This is a genomic window from Streptomyces sp. A 4/2 (assembly GCF_940670765.1).
Classification (GTDB): Bacteria; Actinomycetota; Actinomycetes; order Streptomycetales; family Streptomycetaceae; genus Streptomyces.
On the sequence record NZ_CALNVW010000062.1, the window covers coordinates 16,863 to 34,196 of the forward strand.

Sequence of the window (17,334 nt, forward strand, 5' to 3'; positions counted from 1 at the left end):
TACGTACGCCGCCCCCCTCCTGGAGGCGGCGGCATGACCATCCCTCTGCTGCTCCTCGGTGCAGCTTTCCTTCTGATTCTCGCCAACGGATTCTTCGTCGCGGCCGAGTTCGGCCTCGTCACCGTGGAGCGGCCGGACGCCGAACGCGCCGCCGCCGAAGGCGACCGGCGGGCCCGTACCGTCGTCAAGGCCCTGCGGGAACTCTCCTTCCAGCTCTCCGGCACCCAGCTGGGCATCACCATCACCTCACTGGTGGTCGGCATGCTCGCCGAGCCCGCGCTCGCCCAGCTGCTCGACGGACCGATCGCCGCCACCGGGCTGCCCGAGGGCGCCGTGTCCGGCATCAGCGTGATCCTCGGCATGATGCTCGCCGCCGCCGTGCAGATGGTGATCGGTGAACTCGTCCCGAAGAACTGGGCGGTCTCCAGGCCCCTCCAGGTCGCGCGGTTCGTCGCCGGCCCCCAGCACCGCTTCTCGACCGCGTTCCGGCCGGTGATCACCCTGCTGAACACCGTCGCCAACCGGCTGGTCCGGGCGCTGGGCGTCGAGCCCGCCGACGAGCTGGCCTCGGCCCGCACCCCCGGTGAGCTCGTCTCACTGGCCCGGCACTCGGCCGAGGCCGGGACGCTGGAACAGGACACCGCGGACCTCTTCGTACGGACCCTGTCCCTGGCCCGGCTGACCGCCCAGCACGTGATGACACCGCGGGTGAAGGTCAGCGCACTCCAGTACTCGGCGACCGCGGCCGACGTACTCAACCTCACCCGGGCCACCGGCCTCTCCCGCTTCCCCGTCTACCGGGAGCGCATCGACGAGATCGTCGGCATGGTCCACCTCAAGGACGCCCTCGCCGTGGCACCGGACGACAGGCACCGGACCTCGGTGGGACGCGTCGCCGTCGCACCGCTCCTGGTGCCCGAGACCCTGCCCGTGCAGCAGCTCCTGGAGCGGCTGCGGACCGAGCAGCCGATCGCCGTGGTGGTCGACGAGTACGGCGGCACCGCCGGGGTCGTCACCCTTGAGGACATCATCGAAGAGCTGGTCGGCGAGGTCCGGGACGAGCACGACGGCGCGGACGCCGCCCGGCCCGAGCTGTCACCCGCCCCGGCCGAGGACGGTAACCCGGCCTGGGAGGCCGACGGCAGCTGCCGGGTCCTGACCTTGCGGCGGATAGGGCTGGAGGTCCCCGAAGGGCCGTACGAGACGGTGGCCGGGCTGGTCGCCGATCTGCTGGGGCGCATCCCCGTCCCCGGTGACCGGGCCGAACTCCCCGGCTGGCGGCTCTCGGTCCGCAGGGTCGAGCGCTACCGGGCCGAGCGGGTGCGGCTGGTCCGCACCGCGGATGTGCCCGCCGGGGTCCTGGAGGGTGTGCGATGAGCGTCCTCCAACTCCTCTTCGCGGTCCTTCTGGTGCTCGCCAACGGGTTCTTCGTCGGCGCCGAGTTCGCCCTCGTCTCGGTACGCCGCAGCCAGGTCGAACCGCTCGCCGCCGAGGGCTCGGCGCGGGCCCGCAAGGTGCTGTACGGCCTGGAGAACCTGCCCCGCATGATGGCAGCGGCACAGTTCGGCATCACGGTCTGCTCACTGACGCTCGGCGCGGTCGCCGAGCCGACCGTCGCCCGGCTCCTGGAACCGGTCTTCGAGGCGGCCCGGCTGCCCGAGGGCCTGATCCATCCGCTGGGTTACGTCATCGCCCTCGCCCTGGTGGTCTCGCTGCACCTCGTCATCGGCGAGATGGTCCCGAAGAACCTGGCCATGGCCGCCCCCGAGAAGACGGCGCTCTGGCTCAGTCCCGGCCTGGTCGGCTTCGCCCGGCTGTGCCGTCCGGTGACCGTCGCACTCGGCTCCTGCGCCCGTCTCGTACTGAAGGTCTTCGGCGTCGAGCCGAAGGACGAGGTCGAGGCCGTCTTCACCAGCGAGCAGCTCAACCGGCTCGTCGAGGACTCGGGCCAGGCCGGGCTGCTGGACTCGGAGGCGCAGGAACGCCTGGAGGACGCGCTGGAGCTCGGCAGCCGGCCGATCTCCGACGTGCTGATCACCCGCGCCGAACTGGTCACGGTCGCCCCCTCGGTCACCCCCCGGCAGATCGAGGAACTGACCGTCAGCACCGGCTACTCGCGCTTCCCGGTGTGCGCGGACGGCGGCGCCTTCATGGGCTTCCTGCACGTGAAGGACGTTCTCGACCTGGAGGAGCGGGAACGCGCGGTGCCGCAGCAGATCTGGCGTCCGATGGCCACGCTCCGCGCGGAGCTGCCGCTGGACGACGCGCTGACGGTGATGCGGCGCGCGGCCACCCATCTGGCCCAGGTCGCCGACGGGTCGGGCAAGGTGCTCGGCCTGGTGGCGATGGAGGACGTGCTGGAGATGCTGGTCGGTGAGGTACGCGACCCGGCGCACCGCGGGGTCGAGCCGGGCCCGCTGGCCCGGGTGTCGGAGCCGCGCACGCTGCGCAGCGAGCAGGCCCTGGCCGGGTAGCCCCCGCCCCTCGACCGCCCGTACGGGCCCGGACACGGCACGGCCGGTCCGGGCCCGTACGGCCCGGAGCGTGTGCCGCTCCCGTTCCCACTCAGAGCGGTGGCGGTTCCCGCCGGTCCGCCGGTCCCCGCCCGGACAGCACTTCGCCGTACGCCTGCATCAGGTCCGGCAGCCGCAAGGTCGACAGATCGTCCCGGTCCGGTGTTCCCGCGTATCCCGACAGCCGCAGGTCCCGGTACGCGCAGCTCTTCTCGTACAGCGTCCGCAGGAAGCGGCCGTTGCCGAGCTCGTCGATCCAGCCCTGGTCCACCACGTGCCCGGCGATCGAGCGCAGTTCGTCGAGGGACTCCTCGTCCCAGACGTCCCCGTTCTCGGCTGCCAGCACCTGGCCGATCGAGGTGAGCTCCAGCGGCCGGTAGCTCGGGAAGTCCACGCGGGAGGTGAAACGGGACGACAGGCCCGGATTGGTGGCGAGGAGACGGTCCATGCCCTCGGGGTAGCCGGCCAGGATGACGACGAGGTGATCGCGGTTGTCCTCGGCACGCTTCAGCAGCACCTGAAGGGCTTCGTCGCCGTACGCGTCGCCCTTGCTGTAGCCGGAGTTGGAGAGGCTGTACGCCTCGTCGACGAACAGCACCCCGCCGAGCGCCGAGTCGATCAGTTCGTTCGCCTTGACCGCCGTCTGGCCCAGGAACTCGCCCACCAGATCGGCCCGCTGGGCCTCGACCAGATGATCACCGCCGAGCAGCCCCAGCGCGTAGAAGACCCGCCCCAGGATGCGTGCGACCGTCGTCTTGCCGGTCCCCGAGGGCCCGGAGAAGACGAAGTGCCGCTTCGGCGGCTGGACGGGTAACCCCTGGCCGGTCCGCAGCCGGGCCATGTTGAGCTGCGCCGAGAGCGCCTTGACCTGACGCTTCACGGGTTCGAGGCCGACCATGCCTTCCAGCTCGGCCAGCGCCCTGGCCAGCAGTTCCGGATCGGTGGGGCCGGTCGGCAGCTCCGGTGGGAAGGGCTCCACCGGAACGGCCTCCCTGTTCCGTACGGGATCGGGCGCCGCGGGGGCGCCGAGCGGGTCGTTGCCGAGGCGCAGTTCCCGGCCCTCGGTGAGGTCGCTCTCCAGGACCACACCCTCGCTCTGGCCGTCCACCGTGTCCTGGCCGAACCCGGTCAGTGACACGGCGGCGTAGTCCACCGAGTCGTCGAACCCGTCGCCCTCGGCGATGGCCGCCAGCCGCGCCGCGGTGTCCATGAACGCAGGATCCACCCGGTGCACGGCCCGGTACAGGGGCAGCGCCGCCGCGCTGCGGCCGGTGCCTTCGTGGGCGCGGGCGAGCCAGTACCGCAGTTCCTTGCGCTGCGGCTGTTCGCTGCGGCAGCGCATCAGGGCGGCGGAGAGCAGCGGTTCGGCCTGCCCGTACATTTCCAGCCGTACCCGCGCCATCCCGCCGAACAGGCCCGCCTCGATCCCGAGCACCGGGTCGTCGACCAGCGAGGCGGTGTGCCGGACCAGCCGCTCCCAGTCCTTGGCGAGGTACGCGCGACACGCGTGCAGGAACCGCACCTGCGGGTCCGTGTCGACCGGCGGCAGCCCCGCCAGCGCCCGGTCGAGTTCCGGCACGTGGCGGCCGTCGAGCCAGTGCGAGGCGTGCGCGAGCAGCAGATCGCGCGGGCTCTCCAGCACCGGCTGCACCCACCAGCCCAGCCAGTACCAGGAGTTGAGGGTGCGGCGCAGTCTGCCGCGCTGTTCGCCGAAGCGCTCCCGGTGGCGGAACATCCGCAGGAGTGCGGTCGTGGTGTCGACCCGCAGCGCGTGCAGCCCCAGCCAGCCGTCCGCCATCCCCGGATCGAGCCGCACCGCGGCCCTGAACTCCTCCTCCGCCTGCGGATACGCGCCCATCGTGTAGGCGTCCACGCCTCGCAGCCAGGCGAGATCGGCCGGGGCGTGCGAGCCCTGCATGCCGAAATCCATCACGTCCCCCACAGACCGTGCCCCCGTACCGTGCCGCCGGGCGCCGAGAGCGTCCTGCGGCCTGTGAACCGCTGTGCAGCGGACGGGAATTGACCGGTGCCGCCCATAGGGCATCGTACCTGCGCAGAGGCCGTGGACCGAAGGGCGGCGGAGCGCCGATCGACGCGCGTCACACGTTGCTCCGTGGTGACCGAGGGTGAGCGATCGGAGAGCTGGAGTGTCCACTTGAGGACGGAGTGGGCAGAACGAAGCCCCCGATCACGGGGGAACAACCGGGGGCTTCGCGTCTGCGGCGGCTCCGAAAAGCCGCACATTGAGAACGTAAGACCTGTACGGGCCCTGGGTCAAGCGGAGTTGGCGCACTGGGAGGGTGGTTTTGCGCCGGGCGCGAGTGACGCGGAGAGATCGCTACGGTCGGTGACGGACCGGATCGCTCACGCTGTCACAGCAGGGGCCTGGAACCACTCGTATCCCTCCTTGCACTCACGGACCATCACATCCGCGAATGGCCGGGAAGGGTCGCCGGCGAAGTGGCGCATCTCGGCGAGGGTCCAGCCGTCCCAGAAGTCCGCCAGCGCCGGCCCGTCGCGGTGGCGCCCCCGCGACCAGGAGGATCCGGCGGGCCGGTCCATCCACAGCAGCCGCGCGAGATACGGGCGCAGCGCCCGGCGCCCGGCGCCCACCCCCTCGACAACGACGACGTCAGCGGGGTCCATGGTCCGCTCCGGGCCGAAGTCGCGCAGGGTCCAGTCGTACGGTGCGTACCGCGCGGGTGCACCGCGGGTGAACGGCTCGATCACCTGGGCGTGCAGCCGGTCCGTCCAGTCGAACAACTGCTGGTGGGTGGCCAGATCGTCCAGATGCAGTACGGGCGCGCCACCGAGCGCACCGGCGAGCTTGGCCGAGAAGGTGCTCTTCCCCGAGCCCGCGTGGCCGTCCACGGCGACCAGCCGCACAGGCCCGCAGGAGACGGGCAGCGTACGGATCGCGGCGGCGAGGCGGTCGAGGTCTTTCATGGGGCCAGCCTAGGAGCAGCGGGCCCCGATGCAGGTCACGTCAGTGGTCGATACCAATATTGGTGGCAGGACGCGAGGGGAATCACTGGCAGAAAACCGTCGGGAGCCGCGATAGTTGGCCCACTGTCGTGCACCTGCCGCCCCATCCGTACTCGACTGGGGGTCCACCACTGTGACCAGTTCCACTCCGCGCAGAACCGTGCTCGCCGCCGCGCTCGCGGCCGCTGCGGGCACTGCGGCGGCATCCGCCGCTTCCGTCGCTCCCGCCGCCGCTGCGGCCCCGCCGTCCGACACTCCGTCCGCAGCCGCGGGAGCTCCGGCACGCCCGCTCGTGGACAACGGCGTCTGGACCTCCTCCACCGACTGGCGCTCCGGCGACGCCGCCGGGACCAGGGCCGTCGCGGGACGTCGTCCCGGGCTCACCATCGGCGCACCGGCCGGCCGTACCGACTACACCGACCCGCACACCCAGCAGACGGCCACTTGGGAGTACGCGACCTGGACCTCGCCGGTCCACCGCTCCCGCGTCCCGGCCACCGAGGTCATCGCCTCCTGGAACGCGCACACCCCGGAGGGGACCTGGCTCCAGGTCGAACTGTGCGGCGACTACGCCGGCGGCGGGCGGACCCCCTGGTACGTGATGGGCCGCTGGGCGTCCGGCGACGGGGACATCCGGCGTACCTCCGTCGACGGCCAGAGCGACGGCAAGAGCTCCGTCTGGACCGACACGTTCTCCATCGACGACGCCGCGAGCGGGCTGCGCGTGGTCTCGTACCGGCTCCGGCTGACCCTCTACCGCAAGCCGGGCACCCGGCTCACCCCCACGGTCTGGCGGCTCGGCGCGATGGCCTCCGACATCCCGGACCGCTTCACCGTCCCGGCCTCGGTGCCCCGGCTCGCCCGCGAGCTGACGGTCCCCCGCTTCTCGCAGAACGTGCACGCCGGTCAGTACCCCGAGTACGACAACGGCGGAGAGGCATGGTGCAGCCCCACCTCGTCCTCGATGATCATCAAGTACTGGGGGCGCGGGCCCAGCGCCCAGGACCTCGCCTGGATCGATCCGTCGTACGCCGACCCCGAGGTCTGCCAGGCGGCCCGCTACACCTACGACTACCAGTACGAGGGCTGCGGGAACTGGCCCTTCAACGCCGCCTACGCCGCGACGTACCAGGACATGAGCGCGGTGGTCACCCGGCTGGCCTCGCTCGACGACCTGGAGACGCTGATCGGGGCGGGCATCCCGGCGATCACCTCGCAGTCCTTCCTCAAGGAGGAACTGACCGGCGCCGGGTACGGGACCTCCGGCCATCTGATGACCGTGATCGGGTTCACGCCCGAAGGCGATGTGATCGCCAACGACCCCGCTTCACCGGACGACGACGCCGTACGGCACGTCTACAAGCGGTCGGAGTGGGAGAACATCTGGCTCCGGACGAAGCGTTACGACGCAAAAGGCCAGGTCACAAGCGGTACGGGTGGTGTCTGCTACCTCTACTGGCCTGCTAACCCAGCACCAAGTCAGCACCGGGTTCTGAAGTCGTTCGGCCTGCTGTGAGCATGTGCGGCGCGAAGGCTGCCTCGACGACCTGACGGCAGCGTTCCTGACCGTCCTGTGCGGGGTGGCCGTACCCGTCCACCGTGACCTCGACCGGGCGATGTCCGAGCCATCGGGACACTTCGTGGCTGGACACTCCGCTCGTCGAGGTCACGGTGGACCAACGGGGGCCATCTGTGACGCAGGTCGTGCGGATCGCGTTCAAGGAGTCCAAGTCGCTCGATGACGCGCGCCCACGACTTTCGGTGCAGACCTGGACACGGAGGACCGCCCGTCGTCGTGCCGCGAGTTCTCGGAAACGGGGTACCGGCGGGTGCGGCCGCTGTCGTGCGGGACCTCCTCACCTGCCGCTTGTGGGCCGTGCGACTGATGTATGCCTCAGCCGACCGCGTGCACCGGACCGATGCGGCAGACGGAAGCGAGGATCAGACTCTCTTCGGCAGCGAGACAAACGGGTGGCCACGGTGGCAGGAACCAGTGACGGCGATGCGCGGGAGTCCGCCCCGGCAACGGGTGCCACCCCTTGGCGGAAGCCACCTGACCCGCGTACGGACGGCGTGGTCGGACTGCGCGGGCGGGCGAGGTCCCTGGCCGCCGTCGCGCCGCCCGGCCCGTTCCGGCCCGGGTTCTGGCGCAGTCCGATCCGCGGAGCGTGGCTGACCGCGGTCCTCGGTCTGATCCTTCTGTTCGGCATCACGATCCTGTTCGTCACCGGGCTGTTGTCGTACGCCGCGTACAACCCGAACCTGGGCGTACTCAACGACAAGACCCCCGACAAGGGCCTGCTGGGCTTCTACCTGTTCACCTGGCCCACTCACCCGTACTGGCTCTACCGCCTGACCCAGGGCGTGCATGTGACCCTCGGGATCGTCCTCATCCCCGTCCTGCTCGCGAAGCTGTGGTCGGTGGTCCCCAAGCTCTTCGAGTGGCCGCCGGCACGCAGCCCCGCACACGCCCTGGAGCGGCTGTCGCTGATCCTGCTGGTCGGGGGCGTCCTGTTCGAGTTCGCGACCGGTGTGCTCAACATCCAGCTCGACTACATTTTTCCCGGTTCCTTCTACACCCTGCACTTCTACGGCGCCTGGGTGTTCATCGCCGCCTTCGCCGCCCATGTGGCGCTGCGCCTGGGCCGGATGTGGCGGGCGGTGCGCTCGCGCAGCCTTCGCTCGGTGCTGGCCACCGATACCGCCCACACCGAGCCGGAACCTCGCGATCCGTACGGTCTCGTCGCCGCCGCCCCGGCCCGGGCGACGGTGAGCCGACGTGGTGCGCTGGGTCTGGTCGGTGCCGGGTCGCTGGCCCTGCTGGTCGTCACCGCAGGGCAGAGCATCGGTGGCTCCCTGCGCCGTACCGCGTTGCTCGCCCCGCACAACCGCAACCCCGGCTCCGGCCCGAACGGCTTCCAGATCAACAAGAGCGCCACGGCCGTCGGCATCACGGCGACCGACATCGGTCCCGACTGGCGCCTGGAACTGCGGGGGGCACGGAAACTCTCCTTCACCCGCGATCAGCTGCTCGCCATGGCTCAGCACACGGCGGAACTGCCGATCGCCTGTGTGGAAGGCTGGTCCACCGACGATCAGGGCTGGTCCGGCCTTCGGCTGTCCGACCTCGCGGCGCTCGCCGGAGTGCCCCGTGCCGCCGGAGTGTTGGTGGAGTCGGTGCAGCGGCAGGGTTCCTTCCGCCAGGTGCTCCTGGCCGGCAACCAGATCCGTAACCCGCTCTCCCTGCTCGCCCTGCACGTCAACGGGGCACCACTCTCCGTCGACCACGGCTATCCCGCGCGCGTCATCGTTCCCGCCAACCCAGGCGTGAACAACACCAAATGGGTCCGCCGCCTCACCTTCCGGACGTGACCATGAGCCTCTTTTCCCGCCGCTACGGCGCCCACCCCTTCCACCTGCTCGCCATGGCCTGCTGTTTCCTGGTCGCCGGTTACGCAGCGGTCCAGCTCCTCAACGGCCGTACCGTCGCTGTCGCCGTGTGGTTCATCGGCGCCGCGCTCCTGCACGACCTGGTTCTGCTGCCCCTCTACAGCGGTGCCGACCGCACGGCCCAGGCAGCCATGCCGCTCCGCAGCGGGCGTGCGCCGGGCACGGGCTGGATCAACTATCTGCGTGCGCCCGTCGCGCTGTCCGCGCTGCTGTTCCTGGTCTGGTTTCCGCTGATCCTGCGCAAGTCGGCCCCGTACCACGGGGACACGGGGCTCTCGGACCACGTCTATCTGGGGCGATGGCTACTGATCACGGCAGGCCTGTTCGCTGCCTCGGCTCTTGCCGCGCTCATCAACACGGTCCGCCGGCGCCGTCGTACCCGGCCACACGTCCGGGGGATGTGACGGGCCGGGCGTGCTCCCGCACCTGCCGGGAAGGTGAGCTCGAAAGGGCAGCCGTCCGACGGCTGTGCACGCCTTCAGCCCGCCGCACCCGGCCGTGTCCCGTACGCCCGCCGGGCTGACGCCGGAGCGCACCCGGGGGGCGGCGTCCGCGTTTCGCAAGGCACCTGTACCCCTTTGTCGCCTTTTGATTCGTATGGTGAAGCTGTGACCGATCTGAACTTCTCAGTGGTACCGCGGCCGGCCTCCGTGGATGTCGTCCTGCCCTGTCTGGACGAGGCGGCGGCCCTGCCCTGGGTACTGGAGCGCGTCCCGGCCGGCTGGCGCGCGATCGTGGTCGACAACGGTTCCACCGACGGGTCGGCGGACCTCGCCCGTTCGCTCGGTGCCACCGTGGTGACCGAGACCCGGCGGGGCTTCGGTGCGGCCTGCCATGCGGGGCTGCTCGCGTCGGACGCGGAGCTCCTCTGCTTCTGCGACTGCGACGCCTCGCTCGACCCCGGGCTGCTCGTCCCCTTCGTGACTCAAGTCGCCTCGGGGGACGCCGACCTGGTGCTCGGGCGGCGCCGCCCGCAGGGCAGCGGTGCCTGGCCTGCGCATGCCCGAGCGGGAAACCTGGCGCTGGCCGGAATGCTGCGGCGCAGGACCGGATTGCGGCTGCACGACCTGGGGCCGATGCGGGTCGCCCGGCGCGAGGCGCTGCTGGGCCTCGGCCTCACGGACCGGCGCAGCGGCTATCCGCTCCAGATGGTGGTCCGGGCGGCCGACGCGGGCTGGCGGGTGCGGGAGAGGGACGTGCCGTATCTGCCGCGCACCGGGAAGTCCAAGGTCACCGGCACCTGGCGGGGCACCTGGCAGGCCGTGAGGGACATGCGCAAGGTTCTCGCCGAGGCACCCCGGGCGGCCGTGGGGTGACCCGCGCGACCACGATCCTCGTCATCGCCAAGGAGCCCCTGCCCGGTCGGGTGAAGACTCGGCTCACCCCGCCGTTCACGCCGGAAGAGTCGGCCCGGCTGGCCGAGGCCGCCCTCGCCGACACCCTGGAGGCCGTGCTGGCCACGCCGGCCGATCGTCGGGTTCTGGTGCTCGCAGGGGCTCCTGGGCCCTGGTTGCCACCCGGCTTCGAGGTGGCCGAACAAGGCGCGGGCGGCCTCGACATCCGACTGGCCGGGGCCTTCGCGATCTGCACCGGGCCCGCGTTGCTGATCGGCATGGACACCCCGCAAGTGACACCCGGACTCCTGGCGCAGGGGCTGGAGTTCAGCGGGTCGGACGCCTGGTTCGGGCCTGCGGAGGACGGTGGCTTCTGGGCGCTCGGTCTCGCGGCCCCCGACCCGGAGCTCCTGCGCGGCGTGCCCATGTCGACGGCGCACACGGGAGCCGTCCAGCGGAGGCGGCTGACCGCGGCGGGTCTCGCCGTCCGCGATCTGCCGGTGCTCCGGGACGTGGACACCGCTGCCGATGCCGCCGCTGTGGCCTCCGTGATCCCGGGCAGCCGATTCGGCGCCCTGCACGCCGTGTTCACCACGGACCGGGCGGGAGCCGGGGTCCGGTGAGCGTGCGGGCCTGGCGGGCCGATCCGTACCGTGAGGCGCTGCTGACCGGGCAGGGGCCGCTCTTCCTTCGACGGGACGACGGCTGGCTGCTGCCTCTGGAGGTGGAGCGCTGGTGCGCCGCGCCGGACAGCGCCGACGTCACCGTGCTGGCACGCTGCCGGGGCCCGGTGCTCGACATCGGTTGCGGTCCCGGACGTCTGGTCGCGGCACTCGCCGCGCTGGGCACCACCGCACTCGGCATGGATGTGAACCAGGAGGCAGTCGACCGCACCGTGCGGGAGGGCGGGGCCGCACTGTGCCGTTCCGTCTTCGATCCGCTGCCGGACGAGGGACGCTGGGGGACCGTATTGCTGATGGACGGCAACATCGGTATCGGAGGCGCCCCCGAGGCCCTGCTGGGCCGGGTCTGTGAACTCATCGACCCGAACGGCACGTTGATCGTCGAGACAGTGGCGCAGGACATCGACGAACGCGTCGAGGTCCGCTTCTGCGACGGCCGCGTCACCCGGGGCACGACGGCCTTCCCCTGGGCGAGGGTCGGCACCCCGGCGCTGCTCGGTTACGCCGAGGCCACCGGCTGGATCGCCGAGGACCAGTGGCGGGCGGCAGGCCGCACCTTCCTTCAACTGCGGCCCCGCTGAAGCGCCGGCGGCCCTCGTGAGCCGGGTCTCAGGGAGTACCGCCAGGGCATGCGGATTCCTGCGGTACGCGGACGTCGGGGCGTCGCACCGCTGATGGCCGGGGACGCTGAGAGGCTGAGCAGCGTGATCACCCCCCGTACCGCCGGACTTCGCAGCCTCTGCCCCCGCACCGTACGCGCGGGACTCCTGCTGGCAGCCCTCACCGCGGCCCTGGTGTTCACCATCGGCTATGACGGGTACCACGCCGACCCGGCGGGACTGTCCTGGTGGTACGCGGCGTCCTGGCTGCTCTTCGCCGCCGCCGTCGGGTCGCTGCGCAAGGTCCCCGGACGCCAGGCCGCCGCTCTCGTCCTCGCGGGATCGGCGATGGTGGCAGCCACTGGACTCGTCGCGCCGCCACGTACCAGTACCGACGCCTTCCGCTACGCGTGGGACGGCCGGGTCCAGGCGGCTGGCATCTCGCCGTACGACCACGCCCCGGCGGATCCGGCTCTCGCCCGGCTCCGGGACAGCTGGCTCTTCCCCACCGGTCCAGCGTGTGCGGGCCCCGACCGCGCACCTGTCCCGTCGCCCGGTGACACACCCCACTGCACCCGTCTCAACCGCCCGGCCGTGCACACCGTCTACCCGCCGGTCGCCGAGGCGTACTTCTACGGAGTCGAGCAACTCTCCCCGTCCGGTGCCCGGTTGAAGCTCTTCCAGATCGCGGGAGCGCTGCTCTCGGTCGCGGTCACCGCTGCCCTCGTCCTGATCTCGACCCGGCTGCGGCGCGTCGGTCCGCTCACTGCCGCCTACTGGGCCTGGTGCCCGGCCGTGCCGGTCGAGGCGGTGAACAACGCACACGTGGACGTACTGGGGGTGCTGTTGACGGTCGTGGGGCTGGGACTCCTGGCCGCCGGACGCCGACTCTCCGGCAGTGCCTTCCTGGGCGCCGCCGTGGCGACCAAACTGATGCCCGCCGTGGTCCTGCCCGGGGCGCTGTCCGGCGTGCGGAGGGTGCGAGACGCAGCCGCCGTGCTCGTGCCCGTCACCGCCGTCACGGTCCTCGCCTACGTCCCGTACGTCCTGGCCTCCCACGCCTCTGTCTTCGGCTACCTCGGCGGCTACGTCCAGGAAGAAGGCTACGAGGACGCCACCGCCCGCAACCGCTACGCGGTGCTCCGCCTGCTCCTGCCCGAGGCGTGGACCGTCCCGGCCCTGGTGGTGATCATGCTGCTCGTGACCGGGTACGTACTGTGGCGGGGCGACCCCGAACGTCCTTGGAGCGGTGCTCTCCTCGTCACCGGTACCGCGTTCCTGCTGCTCACCCCCGCCTACTCCTGGTACGCACTGCTGCTCGTCGCCCTGGTCGCCCTGGACGGCCGCTGGGAGTGGCTGGCCGTCGCGGCGGCGGGAGCCGTCACGTACGTCACCAGCCACGCTTTCGACGACGGGGCGACGGTGAGTACCACCGCCTACGCGGTCGCTGCCGCCGCCGTACTCACCGGCTGGGCGTGGCGCCGTCAGACGAGGGCTACGTCCTTCGGCGGGGGCCTCGCCACGTACGACCGGTCCTGACTCCGTCCAGGGCCGTTGTGCGGACGCCGGAGGGGACAGCGCCCGCAGTTGCAGGCCCGCTCGGAAGCTCGGGACCTCTGGAGGTTCTGGACTTCTCCCTTCTGACTTCCATGCGGTCGGAAGGCCGATGGATCCGGCGGATACCGAGTAGCTGACGGGATGTTGACTCGTGACACCTGTTGACCTACGTTGCAAATGGATGTCGGTTTCTGGGAGTTTCCGTTTCTTTCGCTGTTCCGATTGCGCCACCTGATTCCGGGCTCTCGCCAGGCGGCGAGCAGTTCGCCCTCATTTCTGCTGACTGATGTGGTCCCTCGCCCTGCCTCGGGCCCGCTCCGGCCCGTTGGGTGCCGGGACGACGACGGACAACGATGTCAGCTTCTTCAGGGGCTCGGGTAGTGCCGTCGGCAGCACAGTGCCGTTCGAGTCGAACTGCTCCGAACCGGACAGCCGTCAGAACAACCGCTGCAACTGGATCGAATACCAGATGAGGTCGCGGAGGACGCGCCTCACGAGACGGAAGAGGTCACTGCAGATGGGCGGGAACACGGGCGGCCCCGGACGCCGCAATGTACTGATAGCGGGCCTCGCCGGCGCCGGCATGACGCTGGTACCCGGTGGGTTGGCGAGTGCCGCATCGCGGGGAAGTGCGAACAGGGCACCAGGGCGGCGCACCCTCAACCTCGACACGGACTGGGCATTCTGGCGCGACGATGTCCAGGGCGCGCAGGAGCTGTCCTTCGACGACTCCGCCTGGGCGGGTGTGTCGATTCCGCACACCATGCGGCTGGAGCGCAAGGAGCCGGTCGTCTACGACGTCTTCGCCGGTATCGGCTGGTACCGGCGGTACTTCCGCCCGGATCCCGGGGACAGGGACCGCCGGGTGGTGATCCGCTTCGATGGCGTGCAGACGAACTGCCAGGTGTACCTCAACGGTGAGAAGCTCGCCGAACACCACGGTGGCTATCTCGGCTTCTCCGTGGACGTCACCGACAAGCTCCACCGGGACAGCGACAATCTTCTCGCCGTGCGGGTCTCGAATCTCGATGATCCGCAGACGCCCCCCGGTAAACCCCGAAACCAGCTCGGGTTCCTCACGTACGGCGGCATCTACCGCAACGTCACGGTGGAGACGACCGGGCGCATCCACATCACGGATCCACTGGAGGCCGACCGCGTAGCCGGTGGCGGGGTGTTCGTCACCTACCCGCATGCCGACACCGGGCGGGCTGTCGTCCAGGCCAGGACCAACCTGGTGAACAGCTCCGATGCGTCTGCCGTCATCCGGCTGCAGACGACGATCCGCGATCCTCGGGGAGAGATCGTCGCCCGGGAGAGCCGGACCGCGACGATCGCGAGCGGCGCCCCTCACGACTTCGAGCAGAGTCTGGAGGTGATCCGTCCGGACCTGTGGCACCCGGACAGACCGCACCTGTACGAGCTCGTCAGCGAGGTCTTCCACCGTGACCAGGTGCTGGATTCACTCACCACGCGCATCGGGATCCGCCGCATCGAATATCGGGCGGACGGTCTCTACATCAACGGTGAGCGCCTCTTCCTGCGCGGGGCGAACATCCACCAGAACTATGCCTACGTCGGCGACGCCGCACCGGCCTCGATGAAATGGCGCGAGGCACTCAGGCTGAAGCTGGGCGGGTTCAACGCGGTACGTGCCGCGCACTATCCGCACGATCCGGCATTTCTCGACGCCGCCGACGAGCTCGGACTGCTCGTCGTCGCATGCGCACCGGGCTGGCAGTTCTGGAGCGATGACGAGACGTTCGTGAATCGCACCTACGCGGACGCCGTGCAGATGATCCGCAGGGACCGCAACCGTCCGTCGATGATTCTCTGGGAAACCGCGCTGAACGAGACGCAGTACCCGGAGTGGTGGTCGAAGAAAGTCACCGCGCTGGCCCACGCGGAGATTCCCAACGACCAGATGTTCACCGCGGCCGACTACGGGTTGTGGGGTGAGCAGTACTACGACGTGAACTACAAGGTCGTCAACTCGGACGGTTCGGACCCCGATCCGGAAAAGCCCTTCTTCACACGGGAATGGGGCGACTGGGAGGACCCCGGCCGGGTGGGCCGCGAGAGCGGCGAGGGTGCACTCGTCCGGCAGGTGGAGACCCGGCAGCGCTACCTCAACGGTTCCGGGTACTGGGACTGGGGCGGGCTGGACGCCAACCCCCGGATCGGTGGCTATTTTCTCTGGGTCTTCGAGGACTACGGAACGAACTCGCCCTATCAGAAGTCCGGGGCCGTGGACATCGACCGGTACCCGAAGTACTGCTACTACTGGCTCAAGGGGATGCAGTCGCCGGAGAACCCCAACCACGGCGGCCCGATGGTGTTCATCGCCAGCAGCTACTCGGCGGAATCCAGCCGGGAGGTAACGGTCTTCAGCAACACCGATCACGTGAAGCTGTACCAGAACGGCACCCTGGTCGGTGAGAAGAGCCGGAGCCAGAACGCCGGCACCGCCAAGAACATCGCCGCGAAAGGCGGCAGTCCCTCTTACTCCTTCTCGCTGGATTCGTTCGTCGCGGGCGAGCTGAGGGCGGAGGGCTGCATCGACGGAAAGCCGGCCGCCACTCAGATCGTGAAAACCCCCGGAGCCCCGCACCACATCCAGATCGAGATCGACGACGCGGGTGTCCGGTCGGCACTGCGAGACCTGCTCGCGTACTACCTGGGGAACGTGTCACCGGTTGCGGTGAAGGCCGCTGCTGCGCTGGCCGACGAAGTGCAGCCCGGTACGGTCGAATCGTTGATCGGGAAGCTGAGCGCGAAGCGTGGCAGTCCGCTGCCCGCAGTGGCGGCCGATACGCTCCGCCGTTATGCGCGTGCGCGCCCGCGGATCCAACCGGTGGCCGACGGCTCGGACCTGATCCCCGTATACATCAAGGTCGTTGACGTGGACGGCACCGTCATTCCGACGTCGACCGCGGAAATCGAGCTCGCGGTGACCGGGAAGGGCAGCCTCGTCGGCCACGACATCCCCCGTCTCGCGGTACAGACCCAGAAGGCCAGGGCCGGCATCGGCTACGCCCTGCTCGCGGTGGACACGGAGCCGGGCGACATCACGCTCACCGCGACGGCCGACGGGCTGGAGTCCGGCAGTTGGACGGTGGCGACAAGTCGCTATTCCGGCAGGTACATGCCCGACGGGCGTCATCCGGAGTGGAAGGACATCTCGACGCTGGAGTCCCAGGGTGCGCAGAACATCGCTCTGAACATGCCGGCCACCGCCTCCAGTTTCCAGGAGGGCAACATCCCCGGCAACGCTGTCGACGACGACTCGGATTCCAAGTGGGTCGCGAGCGGCGACATTCCTGCCTGGTGGCAGGTCGATCTCGGTCAGCCGTCGGACATCTCGGAGTTCCAGATCGTCTGGGAGTCCGACCAGGCGACCTACCGGTACGCCGTCCTCACATCGGACGACGCGACGAACTGGACCAAGGTGGTCGACGAGGAGTCGAACACCACCACGGGCGGCACCGCCGACCACCGCGTGTCCGTGAAGGCGCGGTACGTGCGGGTGAACGTGCTGTCGGGCGGCGGGTGGTGGCCGAGCATGCGCGAGTTCCGTGTCGTTCCGCCGGGTGGCACGGGCGGGGGTCAGCCGGCTGACCCCGGGCCGAAGGTTCCTCGCGGCCAGATCGGTGAGGTGAGCGCCTCCAGTCACGCGAGCGGCTTCGAACCCGCCAAGGCGTTCGACGACGACATCACCTTCGGTACGGGATGGGTCGCCGAGTCGGCAGCGCTGCCGCAGACGCTGACCGCGCAGCTGTCGGCCGCCCACGACCTGGTCGGAGCTCTCATCCACTGGGGCAAGGACAGCAGTTGGTACACGTACGACCTGCAGGTCTCCGGGGACGGGAATGCATGGACAACGGTGATTCCCGGGCTGACCCGCGGCGGCCAGTACACGCTGCCGGAGACCTTCACCGCACCAGGCGCACGGTACGTCCGCATCAACATCACCGACGTCGTCGGCGGCGGCGCGCAGTCGGTCGCGGGCATCGCCGAGGTGACCCTGTACGGCTCGCCGAGCTGATCCGGTCTCGGCCGGTGTCTAGACCGGTGTCTAGACCGGTGTCTGTCCGGGCCGGCCGTCACCGGCCCTGACGACACGGAACCCACCACGGACGACGACGGCCTGTACGACCCGAGCGGGGTCGTACAGGCCGTCGTCGTGCAGCCCCTGGATCTACCAGGAGGACCC

Annotated in this window: 12 protein-coding genes; 10 read left to right on the forward strand and 2 right to left on the reverse strand. The window is 70.2% G+C overall.

The annotated features are described in order from the left end of the window. Positions 1-33: 33 nt before the first annotated feature. On the forward strand, positions 34-1,377 hold the full coding sequence (locus NBY69_RS36055) for a hemolysin family protein (protein ID WP_250306503.1): 1,344 nt from the start codon (positions 34-36) through the stop codon (positions 1,375-1,377). After that, on the forward strand, positions 1,374-2,474 hold the full coding sequence (locus NBY69_RS36060; protein ID WP_250306504.1) for a hemolysin family protein: 1,101 nt from the start codon (positions 1,374-1,376) through the stop codon (positions 2,472-2,474). Before NBY69_RS36055 ends, NBY69_RS36060 begins: the two co-directional genes overlap by 4 nt. 91 nt (positions 2,475-2,565) lie before the next feature. Here NBY69_RS36060 and NBY69_RS36065 read toward each other — a convergent pair whose 3' ends face one another. Together NBY69_RS36065 and NBY69_RS36070 are read right to left on the reverse strand one after the other, a co-directional pair. Continuing rightward, positions 2,566-4,443 carry an AAA family ATPase gene (locus tag NBY69_RS36065; protein WP_250306505.1) on the reverse strand — a complete coding sequence of 626 codons (1,878 nt, stop codon included), beginning with the start codon at positions 4,441-4,443 and terminating at the stop codon, positions 2,566-2,568. A 434-nt stretch (positions 4,444-4,877) separates the two neighbouring features. Further along, positions 4,878-5,459 (reverse strand): hypothetical protein, encoded by a 582-nt coding sequence (locus NBY69_RS36070; protein ID WP_250306506.1) that lies wholly within the window; start codon positions 5,457-5,459, stop codon positions 4,878-4,880. Between the two features lie 172 nt (positions 5,460-5,631). Between NBY69_RS36070 and NBY69_RS36075 the strand changes: the two genes are divergently transcribed. From NBY69_RS36075 to NBY69_RS36110, 8 genes are all read left to right on the forward strand, one after another. Further along, a complete protein-coding gene (locus tag NBY69_RS36075) occupies positions 5,632-7,014 on the forward strand; it encodes a peptidase C39 family protein (protein ID WP_250306507.1) in 1,383 nt (460 codons plus the stop codon). Positions 7,015-7,571: 557 nt separating this feature from the next. Then, a complete protein-coding gene (locus NBY69_RS36080) occupies positions 7,572-8,870 on the forward strand; it encodes a molybdopterin-dependent oxidoreductase (protein WP_374211381.1) in 1,299 nt (432 codons plus the stop codon). 2 nt (positions 8,871-8,872) lie between these two features. Then, a complete protein-coding gene (locus tag NBY69_RS36085) occupies positions 8,873-9,352 on the forward strand; it encodes a hypothetical protein (RefSeq protein WP_250306508.1) in 480 nt (159 codons plus the stop codon). 204 nt (positions 9,353-9,556) lie between these two features. Continuing rightward, a complete protein-coding gene (locus tag NBY69_RS36090; RefSeq protein WP_250306509.1) occupies positions 9,557-10,264 on the forward strand; it encodes a glycosyltransferase family 2 protein in 708 nt (235 codons plus the stop codon). After that, the gene (locus NBY69_RS36095) at positions 10,261-10,905 is read left to right on the forward strand and encodes a DUF2064 domain-containing protein (RefSeq protein ID WP_250306510.1); all 645 of its coding nucleotides are present in this window, start codon (positions 10,261-10,263) and stop codon (positions 10,903-10,905) included. Before NBY69_RS36090 ends, NBY69_RS36095 begins: the two co-directional genes overlap by 4 nt. Continuing rightward, on the forward strand, positions 10,902-11,546 hold the full coding sequence (locus NBY69_RS36100; RefSeq protein WP_250306511.1) for a methyltransferase domain-containing protein: 645 nt from the start codon (positions 10,902-10,904) through the stop codon (positions 11,544-11,546). The genes NBY69_RS36095 and NBY69_RS36100 overlap by 4 nt, the downstream gene beginning before the upstream one ends. A 123-nt stretch (positions 11,547-11,669) precedes the next feature. Continuing rightward, positions 11,670-13,103, forward strand: a complete 1,434-nt coding sequence (locus tag NBY69_RS36105) for a glycosyltransferase 87 family protein (protein ID WP_250306512.1) — start codon at positions 11,670-11,672, stop codon at positions 13,101-13,103. A gap of 535 nt (positions 13,104-13,638) precedes the next feature. Next, positions 13,639-17,166, forward strand: a complete 3,528-nt coding sequence (locus tag NBY69_RS36110; protein ID WP_250306513.1) for a discoidin domain-containing protein — start codon at positions 13,639-13,641, stop codon at positions 17,164-17,166. Positions 17,167-17,334: the final 168 nt, after the last annotated feature.

What these genes read in the sequence shown, in the direction of transcription:
- NBY69_RS36055 (WP_250306503.1), top strand. Translation starts at nt 34, where the DNA reads ATGACCATCCCTCTGCTGCTCCTCGGTGCAGCTTTCCTTCTGATTCTC.
- NBY69_RS36060 (WP_250306504.1), top strand. Translation starts at nt 1,374, where the DNA reads ATGAGCGTCCTCCAACTCCTCTTCGCGGTCCTTCTGGTGCTCGCCAAC.
- NBY69_RS36065 (WP_250306505.1), bottom strand. Translation starts at nt 4,443, where the DNA reads ATGGATTTCGGCATGCAGGGCTCGCACGCCCCGGCCGATCTCGCCTGG.
- NBY69_RS36070 (WP_250306506.1), bottom strand. Translation starts at nt 5,459, where the DNA reads ATGAAAGACCTCGACCGCCTCGCCGCCGCGATCCGTACGCTGCCCGTC.
- NBY69_RS36085 (WP_250306508.1), top strand. Translation starts at nt 8,873, where the DNA reads ATGAGCCTCTTTTCCCGCCGCTACGGCGCCCACCCCTTCCACCTGCTC.
- NBY69_RS36110 (WP_250306513.1), top strand. Translation starts at nt 13,639, where the DNA reads ATGGGCGGGAACACGGGCGGCCCCGGACGCCGCAATGTACTGATAGCG.